Source organism: Pseudoduganella albidiflava, assembly GCF_004322755.1.
GTDB classification, from domain to species: domain Bacteria; phylum Pseudomonadota; class Gammaproteobacteria; order Burkholderiales; family Burkholderiaceae_D; genus Rugamonas; species Rugamonas albidiflava.
Window position 1 is genome coordinate 5,703,613 of the sequence record NZ_CP036401.1, and the last position, 12,422, is coordinate 5,716,034.

Below are 12,422 nucleotides of genomic sequence, written 5' to 3' on the forward strand. Positions count from 1 at the left end.
GTGAGGTTATCTCAGCGACATTGGCATCCGTCCCTAGTTTCAGCTGGCCCGGTCAATCCACTGCAGCAGCGGGATCGTGGCCGGCAACAGCGGTTCCACGCCCACTTCCCCCTGCCACGCGAACGCCTGCCCTTCCAGGCTTTGCGGCTCGCCGCGCCATTCGCGGCTGATGAAGAAGTGCAGCCGCACGTGGGCGTGTTCGTACACGTGCTCGACGCCGCACCATTCCTGCGCCGACAGCACTTCGATGCCCAGTTCTTCCATGAACTCGCGCTGCAGCGCCGCGAAGATGGTTTCGCCCGGATCGACTTTCCCGCCGGGGAATTCCCAGTAGCCCGCATAGGGCTTGCCGGCCGGGCGCTGGCCCAGCAGCACGTCGCCGTTCGGTTTCATCAGGATGCCGACCGCGACATCGATCGGCCTGGTCGCCTGTGTCATGCGGCCGTCCCAGGGTCCACAGGGGCCACGGCGTCCATTTTCCCGGCATGGTCGCGGGCGAACTGCCAGGCCACGCGGCCCGAGCGCGAGCCGCGCTGCAGTGCCCAGCGCAGGGCGTCGCCGCGCGCTTCCTCGATCTGCGCCGGGGTGCAGCCGAACGTCGACAGCCAGTGCGCCACGATGGCCAGGTAGTCGTCCTGCTTGAACGGGTAGAACGACAGCCACAGCCCGAAGCGCTCGGACAGCGAAATCTTTTCCTCGACCGTTTCGCCGGGATGCAGGTCGCCGTCCTCGTCGTGCTTGTAGCTCGTGTTGTCCGACATGCGCTCCGGCAGCAGGTGCCGCCGGTTCGACGTGGCGTAGATCAGCACGTTGTCCGACTGCGCGGTGATGGAACCGTCCAGCGCCACCTTCAGCGCCTTGTAGCCGCTCTCGCCCTCCTCGAACGACAAATCGTCGCAGAACACGATGAAGCGTTCGGGCCGGCCGGCTACCAGGTCGATGATGTCCGGCAGGTCGGCCAGATCGGCCTTGTCGACTTCGATCAGCCGCAGGCCACGGCCGGCGAAGCCGTTCAGGCAAGCCTTGATCAGCGACGATTTGCCGGTACCGCGCGCGCCCGTCAGCAGCACGTTGTTGGCGGGCCGGCCTTCGACGAACTGACGCGTGTTCTGTTCGATGGCGGCCTTCTGGTTCGCCACGTTGTGCAGGTCGTCCAGCGTGATCTTCGCCGCGTGCGCGACCGGCTGCAGCCAGCCGGCCTGGCCCGCGATGCCGCTGCGCTTGCGCCAGCGGAACGCGAACGCGGCATTCCAGTCCGGCGCCGGCAGCGCTGGCGGCAGCAGCGCCTCCACGCGCGCCAGCACGCTTTCGGCGCGGACCATGAAGGTGGCCAATGAGGTGGCCAATGAGGTGGCCAGTGAGTCTTCCAGCCCTGCCATCAGGAACGGTAATCCGCGTTGATCGACACGTAGTCGTGCGACAGGTCGCAGGTGTACACGGTGGCGGCGGCATCGCCGCGCGCCAGTTTCACGCGCACCGTGATCTCGCTCTGCTTCATCACGCGCTGGCCGTCTTCTTCCTTGTAGTCGGGATTGCGGCCGCCGTCCTTGGCCACCCACACGTCGTCCAGCCACATGTTGATTTTCGAGACATCCAGTTCCACGCCGGCATAGCCGATGGCGGCCAGGATGCGGCCCAGGTTCGGGTCGGAAGCGAAGAAGGCCGTCTTCACCAGCGGCGAGTGGCCGATCGAGTAGGCGATCTTGCGGCACTCCTCGACCGATTCGCCCTCTTCCACCGTGATCGTGATGAACTTGGTGGCACCTTCGCCGTCGCGCACGATGGCCTGGGCCAGGAACACGGACAGTTCGGTGACCGCGGCCGCCAGTTCGCGGTATTCAGGCGAATCGACCGAGTTCACTTCGAGCGTGCCGGCACCGGTGGCCATCAGGATGAACGAGTCGTTGGTGGACGTATCGCCGTCGATCGTGATGCAGTTGAACGACTGGTCGGCCGCTTCCTTGACCAGCACGTCCAGCACGGGTTGCGCCACTTTCGCATCGAACGCCAGGTAGCCCAGCATGGTGGCCATGTTCGGCTTGATCATGCCGGCACCCTTGCTGATGCCCGTCAGCGTGACGGCGTGGCCGGCGACGGTGACGGTGCGCGAGCCGGCCTTCGGCTGGGTGTCGGTGGTCATGATGCCTTCGGCGGCATTGAACCAGTTATCGGCCTTCAGGTTCCGCACGGCGGCGGGAAGCCCGGCCTTGATCTTCGCGACCGGCAGCGGTTCCAGGATCACGCCGGTGGAGAACGGCAGCACCTGCTGCGCATCGATGCCCAGTTCGGCGGCCAGCGCATCGCAGGTGGCGCGCGCATTGGCCATGCCCGCCTCGCCCGTGCCGGCATTGGCGTTACCGGTGTTGACGAGCAGTGCGCGGATCGGCTTGCCGCCGGCCTTGGCCGCCGCCAGGTTGTCCTTCGAGATCTGCACGGGCGCCGCGCAGAAACGGTTCAGCGTGAACACGCCGGACACCGTGGCCCCCTCGGCCAGCTTCATCACCAGCACATCCTTGCGGTTCGGTTTCTTGATCCCGGCCTCGGCGTAGCCGATCTCGATACCGGCGACAGGTTTCAGTTCAGCAGCGACAGGAATGGGGGAATTGACGGCCATGTGATGTTCTCGTGCGGGTTGGTGAAATCGCTATTGTAATACCTGTGGCAACAGGTGGCCGCCATCTCCGGGCGAGTGCGGAAAGTCTTATATTTTTGAGTAGAAATTGTTTCGTAAACAGCCTTCGATAGCGCAATCAGTTCACAAAAAGCGACAGTAACTTTCATGTTTTGTATCTTTCCGGAAATTAAATTTGGTGCTTTTCGGAAATATCACCTAAGGTAGAGACCGCATGCACTTTGTCATGAACAGCGTGCCGCTCCCCTACCTCCGCAGCGGCCCTCATGGCAGGCAATACCCCATACAAAACAATCGGAACGGACTCCCCAACATGAAATTGAAACTGTCAGCAGCATTCGTCCTGGGCGCGCTGTGCCTGATGCAAACCGGCGCGGCCAACGCGATCGCCATCGGCGACGGCAAACTCAACGTCAGCGGCTTCGGCACGCTGGCCGCCGCCAAGAGCAATACGGAAGACGCGCGCTACACCCGCGCCAACCAGCGCGAAGGCACGGCCGGCACCACCACCATCGGCCTCGACTCGAACCTGGGCCTGCAAGCCACGTACACGTTCTCGGACAAGCTGTCCGCCACCACGCAGATCCTGTCGCGCAAGTCGACCGGTGACAGCTTCACGACCGAACTGGCATGGGCCTTCGTCAAGTACAAGGTCAGCGATGAAGTCGCGCTGCGCGCCGGCCGCGTGGCGGTGCCCGGCTTCCTGATCTCCGATTACCAGAACGTGGGCTACGCGAACACGATGATGCGCCCGCCGGTGGAAATGTACGGCCAGATGATCATCGACAGCGTCGACGGCGTGGACGTCAACTGGCAGCGCGCCTTCGGCGACACCAACGTGACGGCGCAAGCCTTCGTCGGCATTTCGCGCGGCAAATCGTACGTGTCGTCCGACCGTTCCGAGCCGCGCTACCAGGCGCCGGCTGCCGGCTTCGCGGTCAGCGCCGAGCATGGCCCGGTCACGCTGCGTTTCGCCCACATGCAGGGCAAGCTGAAGGCCACCGACGTCAAGCCGATCAACTCGCTGACGAACACGCTGACGACGGTGGGCTTCGGCCAGCTGGCCAGCGACATCACGATCGCCGAGACCAAGCGCGTCGCCTTCACCTCGGTGGGCCTGCTGGCCGACTGGAACAATATCGTCGTGCAGTCCGAATTCGGCATGCGCCGCGCCAAGGATCCGGTCTACCTGGCCGACAGCAACGCCTGGTACCTGATGGCCGGCTACCGCTTCGGCAAGGTGCTGCCGTACTACGCGCACGCCAAGTACGACGGCAAGGGCTCGAACGTTTCCGTGCCGGCCGCGCTGGCACGCATCCCGACGCTGAACGCCGGCGTGAAGAACCTGCTGGCTCCTGGCAGCCAGTCGTCCGACCTGATCGGCGTGCGCTGGGACTTCGCCCAGTCGGCCGCGCTGAAGGTGCAGGTCGACCGCATCAAGCCGGGCGCCAAGAACGGCTTCCTGAGCGACGTGACGCCGGCCGGCGTCGGCAAGAAGGTCACCGTGATCGCTGCCGGCGTGGACTTCGTTTTCTAAGGAATGCACATGAAAAAGATCACTATCACCCTGGTCATCGCCGCCCTCGCCGCGACGGCCTCCATCCTGCCTTCCTCGGCGTTTGCCGAGACCGTGGTCATCGTCAGCGCCAAGAACCCGGCCACCCGCATGTTCTCCGAGCAGGCGGCCCAGTTCTTCCTGGGTAAATCGACGATGTTCACGCCGGTCGACCAGGCCGACGGCTCGGCGATCCGCAACGAGTTCTACAAGAAGGTGACCGACAAGGACGCCGCCCAGGTGAAAGCCATCTGGTCGAAGCTGGTCTTCACCGGCAAGGCCCAGGCGCCGAAGGAGTTCAAGTCGAACGCCGAAGTGAAGAAAGCCGTGGCGGACGATCCGAAAGCCATCGGCTACATCGACAAGTCGGCCGTGGACGATACCGTCAAGGTCATCCTGACGCTGCAGTAAGCTGCTTCATCGCGCAATGAAAAGCCCGGCCATGTGCCGGGCTTTTTGCATTGGCGCCCGCTTTCAGCGCAGCGCCGGTGGCGCGGCACCGGGCGTTGCTTCCTCGTTGTCCGCCTCCAGCGAAAGCCGCAGCTGGGTGTCGTGTTCCTCGTATGCCGCGCGCAGGCATGCGACGTCCCTGCACCGGTTGCGGACCGTGCGCAGCCACTCCCGCTGCCCCTGCCTCGCGCCAGGGTCCAGCTTGAGCAGGCGCCGGTACAGCACGGCTACCTCTTCATCCGCCTTCGACAGCGCGGGATCGGCACAAATGATGGCCTCCACGGGCGTCGCCGCTTTCTTGCAATCGAAACTGGCCGCGTGCGCCGCCACGGGCAGCGCGGTGCCGAGGCAGGTGGCGAGGGCAAGAATGATGGTGCTGGTTTTCATGGGCGGGCGGCGCGGGAGTAAAACGGCGATGGTAATGCAAGCGCCTGTCGAGATGTGAACAACCGGGATCAGGTACAGGCAAAAAAAAACCGGGGCACGCCCCGGTTTCTTCATCAAGCCAGCTTGCCGTGGCAAGCCTTGTACTTCTTGCCGCTGCCGCATGGGCAGGGGTCGTTGCGGCCGACCTTCGGCCCGACCTGCACCGTGGCCTCCTGCATGCCGCCGGGAGCCGGATGGGCGGTCGGCGCCAGCAGTTCTTCCGGCGCCGCGTTCGGATCGAAGTCGGCGTGCTGGAAACTCACGTTTTCCAGGTGCGTGGCAGCAAGGGCCGCCTCGGCCGCTTCGACTTCCTCGCGCGACTGGATCCGCACCGTCATCACCTGGCGCACCACTTCGTTCTTGATCAGGTCCAGCATCTGGGCGAACAGTTCGAACGCTTCGCGCTTGTACTCCTGCTTCGGGTTCTTCTGCGCATAGCCGCGCAGGTGGATACCCTGGCGCAGGTGGTCCAGCGCCGCCAGGTGTTCGCGCCAGTGGCTGTCCACTGCCTGCAGCATCACGCTGCGCTCGAAGCCGCCGAACGCTTCCTTGCCGACGATGGCGATCTTGGCGTTGTACTGCTCGTCCGCGGCGGCGACCACGCGCTCGACGAGGTCTTCGTCGGTCAGGTTCGATTCCTTCTCCAGCATTTCCGTCAGCGGCACGTCGATGCGCCATTCGGCAGCCAGCGCGGCCTGCAGGGCCGGCACGTCCCACTGCTCTTCGACCGATTCTTCCGGCACGTACTGGCGCACCAGGTCGGTGAACACGCCGTGGCGCAGGTTCTGGATCATTTCGGCGATCTCGGTGGCTTCCAGCAGCTCGTTACGCTGCTGGTAGATCACCTTGCGCTGGTCGTTGGAGACGTCGTCGTATTCGAGCAGCTGCTTGCGGATGTCGAAGTTGCGGGCCTCGACCTTGCGCTGCGCCGATTCGATCGAGCGCGTGACGATACCGGCTTCGATCGGCTCGCCTTCCGGCATCTTCAGGCGTTCCATGATGGCGCGCACGCGGTCGCCGGCGAAGATGCGCAGGAGCGGATCGTCCAGCGACAGGTAAAAGCGCGAGGAGCCCGGGTCGCCCTGGCGGCCGGAACGGCCGCGCAGCTGGTTGTCCACCCGGCGCGATTCGTGGCGCTCGGTGCCGATGATGTGCAGGCCGCCGGCCGCCACCACCTGCTCGTGCAGCGCCTGCCAGCCATCGCGCAGCTTTTGCGCGCGCGCTTGCTTCTCGGCGTCCGACAGGTTCGGATCGGCTTCCAGGAACTTGATCTGGTTCTCGACATTGCCGCCCAGGACGATGTCGGTACCGCGGCCGGCCATGTTGGTGGCGATCGTGATCGCCTTCGGCGAGCCGGCCTGCGCGATGATCTCCGCTTCGCGGGCGTGCTGTTTCGCGTTCAGCACGTTGTGCGGCAGCTTGGCCTTGTCGAGGATCGACGCCAGCAGCTCGGAATTCTCGATCGACGTGGTACCCACCAGCACCGGCTGGCCGCGCTCGTAGCAATCGCGGATGTCGGTCACCATGGCCTGGTATTTTTCCTGGGCCGACTTGTATACCTGGTCCTGCTTGTCCTTGCGGGCGGACGGGCGGTTCGGCGGGATCACCACGGTTTCCAGGCCGTAGATGTCCTGGAATTCGAATGCTTCCGTATCGGCGGTACCGGTCATGCCGGACAGCTTGGTGTACATGCGGAAGTAGTTCTGGAACGTGATCGAGGCCAGCGTCTGGTTCTCGTTCTGGATCTTCACGCCTTCCTTCGCCTCGACCGCCTGGTGCAGGCCGTCGGACCAGCGGCGGCCCGTCATCATGCGGCCGGTGAATTCATCGACGATCACCACTTCGCCGTTCTGCACCACGTAGTGCTGGTCCTTGTGGTACAGCGCATGCGCGCGCAGCGCGGCATACAGGTGGTGCACCAGCGTGATGTTGGCGGAGTCGTACAGCGAGGCGCCTTCCGGCAGCAGGCCCATTTTCGTCAGGATCGCCTCGGCCTTCTCGTGGCCGGCTTCGGTCAGCAGCACCTGGTGCGCTTTCTCGTCCTTCGTATAGTCGCCCGGCACTTCGACATTGCCCTTGCCGTCCGGCTTTTCCTCGCCGATCTGCAGGGTCAGCAGCTTCGGCACTTCGTTGATCTTGTGGTACAGGTCCGTGTGGTTCTCGGCCTGGCCGGAAATGATCAGCGGCGTGCGGGCCTCGTCGATCAGGATCGAGTCGACTTCGTCGACGATCGCGTAATTCAGGCCGCGCTGCACCCGGTCGCGGATGTCGAACACCATGTTGTCGCGCAGGTAGTCGAAACCGAATTCGTTGTTGGTGCCATACGTGATGTCCGACGCATAGGCCTGCTGCTTGACCGAGTGTTCCATCTGCCCCAGGTTGACACCCGTGGTCAGGCCCAGCCAGCGATACAGCTTGCCCATGGTTTCGGCGTCGCGCTGGGCCAGGTAATCGTTGACGGTCACGATGTGCACGCCCTTGCCGGACAACGCGTTCAGGTAGGCCGGCAGGGTTGCCGTCAGCGTTTTGCCTTCACCGGTGCGCATCTCGGCGATTTTCCCGTAATGCAGCACCATGCCGCCGAGCAGCTGCACGTCGAAGTGGCGCATCTTGAAGACGCGCTTGGACGCTTCGCGGCATACGGCAAAGGCTTCCACCAGCAAGTCGTCCAGCGCCTCGCCGGCTGCCACGCGTTCCTTGAAGGCGGGCGTCTTGGCCTGCAATTCGGCGTCCGACAGCTTTTCGTACTCGGGTTCGAGAGCGTTGATTGCTTTGACGGTTTTTTGGTACTGCTTGAGCAGCCGCTGGTTACGGCTGCCGAAAATCGCGGTCAGTAAGGACATGCTTGAATTCTTGAATAAACGCCGTTTAAAAAAAGCTCGCTTCGCGACCTCGCCCAAAGCCTGTGGCAAAAGACCATGATTTTAGCACGGGGGTACATGGGGATGGCTGCCGGAAAGACAATAGCCTCAGGGGAACTTGCCGTTCGCTTTACAGCTCACCCTGCAGCTTCCCGTGCAGTGCGCCCGACTCCTGTCCGGCATCGCATGCACCCGCCGCCACGCCGCCGTTGCTGCATGCACGGCGCGGCTATGCTATGTTTCGCGCATGCGATTCAACTCCTTCAATGCCTTCGACCAGACCCGCCGGAACCGGACGGCGGTCGAAGCCACCGACTTCCTGCGCCGCGACGACCGCCTCGCGGCGTTGCTGCCGGCCGTGCAGCGCATGGCGAAGTTGCAGCAGGACTGCGCGAAAGTCCTGCCGGCCGCCTTCAATTTCTGCGACATCCTGTCGTTCGAGGCCGGCCAGCTGGTGCTGTCGACACCGAACGCATCGGTTGCCGCCAAGCTTAAACAGCAATTGCCAAAACTGCAAGAAGCGCTGTCGGCCAAGGGGTGGCAGATCGACAACATCCGCCTCAAGGTGCAGATGATGAAGGCCATGGCGACGCCGCCCGTGGAGCGGCGCCAGCTCGTCATTCCCGAAGTGGGGGTGGATTCGTTCGCCCGGCTGTCCGAGACGCTGGAGCCGACCAAGCAGAACGCCACGCTGATCGCGGCGCTGAAGAACCTGGTGGCGCATCGCCGGTAGCAGCGAAGCCTTCGCGGCCGATGCCGGCCTGGTTGCTTCGCTAAGTGCCTGGCTACTTACTTAGTTATATGCCCATTCCTGCTCGAGCTGCCGCGCATACGACGGCGGCGCCTGGTCGGCCGAATCGTAGCTGACGAATTCATACGCATCCGGATTGGCCAGCAGTTCGCGCAGCAGCTTGTTGTTCAGCGCGTGGCCGGACTTGTGCGCCTCGTATGCGCAGATCAGCGGGTGGCCGATCACGTACAGGTCGCCGATCGCATCGAGGATCTTGTGGCGCACGAATTCATCGTCGTAGCGCAGGCCGTCCGGATTCAGGATGCGGTACTCATCCATCACGATCGCGTTCTCCAGCGAACCACCGCGCGCCAGGCCGATCCCGCGCAGCATTTCCACGTCCTGCATGAAGCCGAACGTGCGCGCCCGCGCCACCGCCTGGATATACGACTGGCTGCCGAAGTCGATCTGCGCGCGCTGCGCCGTGCCATCGACGGCCGGGTGGTTGAATTCGATGAAGAAGTCCAGCTTGAAGCCGTTGTGCGGCACCAGCCGCGCCCACTTCTCGCTGGCGCCCTGCCCTTCGCGCACCTCGATCGGCTTCGTGATGCGGATGAATTTCTTCGGCGCTTCCTGCTCGGCGAGGCCGGCCTGCTGCAGCAGGTAGACGAACGACGACGCCGAGCCATCCATGATGGGGATTTCCTCGGCGGTCACGTCGATATAGAGGTTGTCGATGCCCAGGCCCGCGCAGGCCGACATCAGGTGCTCGATCGTCGACACACGGGCGCCATCGCGAATCATCACGGTCGCCATGCGCGTATCGCCGATTTCCAGCGGGCCGACCGGGAATACCACGGGCGGCACCAGGTCCACGCGGGCGAAGACGATGCCCGTGTCGGGCGGGGCCGGGCGCAGGGTCAGTTCGACCTTGGTCCCGGAGTGCACGCCGACACCGGTGGTGCGGACTTGTTCTTTGATCGTACGTTGTTTCATTTCACGATTATATCGGCTTTCCGAGGCCCGCGTTCCCTATGCCAAAAGACATAAGACCAGGCATAGGACCAGGGATAAAACCGTGACAACATGCGGCTTTCAGGGGTGCTCGGCCTCGCTGTGCACCGCCTCGCGCCGCACCAGGTAGATGCCGCTGCCGATGATGATCGCCGCGCCCACCAGGGTCCAGCCATCCGGCAGCGTGCTCCACAACGCCCAGTCGATCGCCACGCCCCAGGCCAGCGCCGTGTATTCGAAGGGCGCCACGATCGATGCCTTGCCCATGCTGAATGCCTTGGTGATCGCCAGCTGGCCGAAAAAGCCGGACAAGGCCAGCGTGGCGATCACCGGCCAGTCGTCCCAGCGCAGCGCCACCCAGGACGGCAACGCCAGCGGCAGCGAGCCGGCACCGATCATCACCAGCAGCCAGAACATGATCTTCTCGTTCGAATCGGTGCGCGACAGCATCCGGCTGGCGATCGCCGATACCGCATAGCAGGCCGCCGAGCCGAGGATCGCCAGCCCGGCGACGGAAATGAAGCTGGTGCCCTCGGGCCGCAGCACCACCAGCACGCCGACCAGGCCCACGCCGATGGCCAGCCACTGCATGCCGTCCACCCGCTCCTTCAGGATGAACACCGACAGCGCCGTGATCAGCGCGGGCGCGATGAAGAACACGGAATACGTTTCCGACAGCGGCAGCGACTTCAGGCCATAGGCGAACAGTGTCAGCATGGCGATACCGAGCGCGCCGCGCAGCAGCTGCAACGGCCAGTTCACCTTGAAGATGCCGTGGAACCCGCCCCGATATGCCACGTACGCGCACACCAGCGGCATCGATGAAAACGCGCGCAGCACCGTCACCTGCATGGCCGGGTAACGGGCGGCGAGCAGCTTCATCGCCGTATCCATGATGGAGAACATCGCGACGGCCGTGACCATCGCGTAAATGCTGTGCAGGTTTTCCTTGGCGTTCTGTTTCAAGGGACGTTCCGTGGGGATTGGGGCGCTCATTGTAGCCGCCGCAGCACGCCCCGCTACGGAAGCGCGCGGCACGAGCAAGCACACTATCAACGCGGTATGATATTCGAATGACCACGTCCACTGCCAAACCGAAAACTTCCGCCCTGTTCGAAGTGCACGATTCGCCGATCCACGGCAAGGGCGTCTTCGCCCGCCGCGCGATCCCGGCCGGTACCCGGATCATCGAATATACCGGCGAGATCGTGGATTGGGACGAGACCTGCCGGCGCACCGCCGAGAAGGGCGGCCCGATCAACCATACGTTCTTCTTCACGCTCAATAACGGCCTGCTGATCGACGGCGGCGCCGGCGGCAACGAGTCGCGCTTCATCAATCACTCGTGCGATCCGAACTGCGAGGCCATGGAAGAAGACGACCGCGTATTCATCCACGCACTGTGCGACATCGAAAAAGGCGAGGAGCTGCGCTACAACTATGGCCTCATCTACGACGAGCGCCATACCCCCGCCGTGAAGAAGGCCTTCGCCTGCCACTGCGGCGCGCCGAACTGCACCGGCATCATGCTGGCGCCGAAGAAGCGCAGCCGGGGCAAGAAGGCGGCTGGCTGATTAACTGCAGGATTTACCTGCTGGGCTGGCTTCAATAGCGAGGAATCGCACGACCACCGCGTGATCGCGGCAATTGCCGCATGAGCCTATGGCCGGGATAACCCGGCCGGTCGTCCTATTGCGTTACAGGTCGAAAACTCTAGCACGCACAAATGGACCGCTTGTGCATTCCGCCACAGAACTCGTAAATCTTTTGCATCAAAATTTTTGATTGCGCGCTCGGACGATACACAATACCAAAAATCCCGTGACTAAAAGAACGACCGATCTTGGTTCTGGCACTGGAGGAACTTGAGAAAGCGACCAGTCAGTACCGGAACGCGAGGTTACCATAAAGTCACCTAAGGCAACTCCTCCTACTTCTGTATCAGAAAATCCTGCCCAATACACAGACCGACCAGCGTTCGCCTGTGCAACGGCCGAGCCATTCACATTCCCGAACCGATCCGGCCCCATACCTGCAGCGGCAGCGTTTACTGACAACGATGCATTAATAGAAAATTCTCGGCCGAATATAAAATCGACTACTAATGGTATCGTGAAAGAAAAAGGGACCTCCACACCATTATTGAAAGCGCTGTTGTAATTGATGTGCTCACTGTTGTAACCATTGGCACGATTCAGAGTAACCCTGCTGGAACTGGAACGACCGGAATAGAAATTAATCTGACCATGCGTTTGGGCAAAGCTATTCCCAGCAGCTATTGAGTCCAAGTCCCAGTGGAACCACAAATTCATTGTCGTTGAGCCACGCCTGCCCGTCATCCCATCGGCATTGAAAACGATAATATCGTTAAATGATGCCTGAGCGCGTGCGCCTCCACTAGCATATTGCCCACCAGCTGCTCCGGCATCTGCCCGAAGTACTCCGTATGATGCTGACGCCTCGGCAATGCCCGCTCCTGTTCCGCCCTCCGGTGCTTCTTTAATCACTGAAAGATTCGAACTCGTCGGGTGAGCATCAGAGTATGTCGTCTGCCCTCCCGCATATCTCCCGGCGGTCACAAACGTAGAGGTGACGGTCGTGGCTTGCGCTGATGCTGTGCAAAGAAGGACAATAAGACTCGCGAGGGAGATAGCGTGGTGCATGAGGTCCTCCAGAACAAGCGGGCGGTCGAAGCTACTACTAATGGTGTACCCAAATAAAGCCGATGTCTATTCAATATCCCGATTCACTGCT

General features: G+C 62.7%; 12 protein-coding genes. 4 read left to right on the forward strand and 8 right to left on the reverse strand.

Annotated elements, in window-relative coordinates; genetic code table 11:
• Positions 1 to 39: 39 nt before the first annotated feature.
• The 3 genes from EYF70_RS23610 to argJ are packed head-to-tail and all read right to left on the reverse strand — an operon-like array spanning position 40 to position 2,614.
• Complete coding sequence (locus tag EYF70_RS23610; RefSeq protein ID WP_131147574.1) at positions 40 to 438, reverse strand: NUDIX domain-containing protein; 399 nt, start codon at positions 436 to 438, stop codon at positions 40 to 42.
• Positions 435 to 1,322, reverse strand: coding sequence for an ATP-binding protein (locus tag EYF70_RS23615; protein WP_371861665.1), 888 nt, complete (start codon positions 1,320 to 1,322; stop codon positions 435 to 437). The genes EYF70_RS23610 and EYF70_RS23615 overlap by 4 nt, the downstream gene beginning before the upstream one ends.
• 56 nt (positions 1,323 to 1,378) lie before the next feature.
• Positions 1,379 to 2,614 carry a bifunctional glutamate N-acetyltransferase/amino-acid acetyltransferase ArgJ gene (gene argJ, locus EYF70_RS23620; protein WP_131147576.1) on the reverse strand — a complete coding sequence of 412 codons (1,236 nt, stop codon included), beginning with the start codon at positions 2,612 to 2,614 and terminating at the stop codon, positions 1,379 to 1,381.
• A gap of 331 nt (positions 2,615 to 2,945) precedes the next feature.
• Between argJ and EYF70_RS23625 the strand changes: the two genes are divergently transcribed.
• Both EYF70_RS23625 and EYF70_RS23630 read left to right on the forward strand, forming a co-directional pair.
• Complete coding sequence (locus tag EYF70_RS23625; RefSeq protein ID WP_229420528.1) at positions 2,946 to 4,169, forward strand: porin; 1,224 nt, start codon at positions 2,946 to 2,948, stop codon at positions 4,167 to 4,169.
• Between the two features lie 9 nt (positions 4,170 to 4,178).
• Positions 4,179 to 4,598 carry a type 2 periplasmic-binding domain-containing protein gene (locus tag EYF70_RS23630; RefSeq protein ID WP_131147577.1) on the forward strand — a complete coding sequence of 140 codons (420 nt, stop codon included), beginning with the start codon at positions 4,179 to 4,181 and terminating at the stop codon, positions 4,596 to 4,598.
• Positions 4,599 to 4,661: 63 nt separating this feature from the next.
• Here EYF70_RS23630 and EYF70_RS23635 read toward each other — a convergent pair whose 3' ends face one another.
• Both EYF70_RS23635 and secA read right to left on the reverse strand, forming a co-directional pair.
• Complete coding sequence (locus tag EYF70_RS23635; RefSeq protein WP_131147578.1) at positions 4,662 to 5,024, reverse strand: lysozyme inhibitor LprI family protein; 363 nt, start codon at positions 5,022 to 5,024, stop codon at positions 4,662 to 4,664.
• Between the two features lie 113 nt (positions 5,025 to 5,137).
• Positions 5,138 to 7,906 carry a preprotein translocase subunit SecA gene (gene secA, locus EYF70_RS23640; RefSeq protein ID WP_131147579.1) on the reverse strand — a complete coding sequence of 923 codons (2,769 nt, stop codon included), beginning with the start codon at positions 7,904 to 7,906 and terminating at the stop codon, positions 5,138 to 5,140.
• A gap of 265 nt (positions 7,907 to 8,171) precedes the next feature.
• On the opposite strand from secA, the gene EYF70_RS23645 reads away from it, so the two are divergent.
• Complete coding sequence (locus tag EYF70_RS23645; RefSeq protein ID WP_131147580.1) at positions 8,172 to 8,657, forward strand: DciA family protein; 486 nt, start codon at positions 8,172 to 8,174, stop codon at positions 8,655 to 8,657.
• Positions 8,658 to 8,717: 60 nt separating this feature from the next.
• On the opposite strand, the gene lpxC is transcribed toward EYF70_RS23645, so the two are convergent.
• Both lpxC and EYF70_RS23655 read right to left on the reverse strand, forming a co-directional pair.
• Positions 8,718 to 9,650, reverse strand: coding sequence for a UDP-3-O-acyl-N-acetylglucosamine deacetylase (lpxC, locus tag EYF70_RS23650; RefSeq protein WP_131147581.1), 933 nt, complete (start codon positions 9,648 to 9,650; stop codon positions 8,718 to 8,720).
• Positions 9,651 to 9,749: 99 nt separating this feature from the next.
• Entirely contained in the window at positions 9,750 to 10,592 is an 843-nt protein-coding gene (locus EYF70_RS23655; protein ID WP_131149308.1) for a DMT family transporter, read from the reverse strand.
• A 149-nt stretch (positions 10,593 to 10,741) separates the two neighbouring features.
• On the opposite strand from EYF70_RS23655, the gene EYF70_RS23660 reads away from it, so the two are divergent.
• Positions 10,742 to 11,242: an SET domain-containing protein gene (locus EYF70_RS23660; RefSeq protein ID WP_131147582.1), complete on the forward strand. Its 501-nt coding sequence runs from the start codon at positions 10,742 to 10,744 to the stop codon at positions 11,240 to 11,242.
• Positions 11,243 to 11,440: 198 nt separating this feature from the next.
• On the opposite strand, the gene EYF70_RS23665 is transcribed toward EYF70_RS23660, so the two are convergent.
• Positions 11,441 to 12,331, reverse strand: a complete 891-nt coding sequence (locus EYF70_RS23665; protein WP_131147583.1) for a hypothetical protein — start codon at positions 12,329 to 12,331, stop codon at positions 11,441 to 11,443.
• Between the last annotated feature and the right edge of the window lie 91 nt (positions 12,332 to 12,422).

Bases quoted from the DNA above. Each gene is read 5' to 3' on its own strand.
- EYF70_RS23610 (WP_131147574.1), bottom strand. From the start codon at position 438: ATGACACAGGCGACCAGGCCGATCGATGTCGCGGTCGGCATCCTGATG.
- EYF70_RS23615 (WP_371861665.1), bottom strand. From the start codon at position 1,322: ATGGTCCGCGCCGAAAGCGTGCTGGCGCGCGTGGAGGCGCTGCTGCCG.
- argJ (WP_131147576.1), bottom strand. From the start codon at position 2,614: ATGGCCGTCAATTCCCCCATTCCTGTCGCTGCTGAACTGAAACCTGTC.
- EYF70_RS23625 (WP_229420528.1), top strand. From the start codon at position 2,946: ATGAAATTGAAACTGTCAGCAGCATTCGTCCTGGGCGCGCTGTGCCTG.
- EYF70_RS23630 (WP_131147577.1), top strand. From the start codon at position 4,179: ATGAAAAAGATCACTATCACCCTGGTCATCGCCGCCCTCGCCGCGACG.
- EYF70_RS23635 (WP_131147578.1), bottom strand. From the start codon at position 5,024: ATGAAAACCAGCACCATCATTCTTGCCCTCGCCACCTGCCTCGGCACC.
- secA (WP_131147579.1), bottom strand. From the start codon at position 7,906: ATGTCCTTACTGACCGCGATTTTCGGCAGCCGTAACCAGCGGCTGCTC.
- EYF70_RS23645 (WP_131147580.1), top strand. From the start codon at position 8,172: ATGCGATTCAACTCCTTCAATGCCTTCGACCAGACCCGCCGGAACCGG.
- lpxC (WP_131147581.1), bottom strand. From the start codon at position 9,650: ATGAAACAACGTACGATCAAAGAACAAGTCCGCACCACCGGTGTCGGC.
- EYF70_RS23655 (WP_131149308.1), bottom strand. From the start codon at position 10,592: ATGGTCACGGCCGTCGCGATGTTCTCCATCATGGATACGGCGATGAAG.
- EYF70_RS23660 (WP_131147582.1), top strand. From the start codon at position 10,742: ATGACCACGTCCACTGCCAAACCGAAAACTTCCGCCCTGTTCGAAGTG.
- EYF70_RS23665 (WP_131147583.1), bottom strand. From the start codon at position 12,331: ATGCACCACGCTATCTCCCTCGCGAGTCTTATTGTCCTTCTTTGCACA.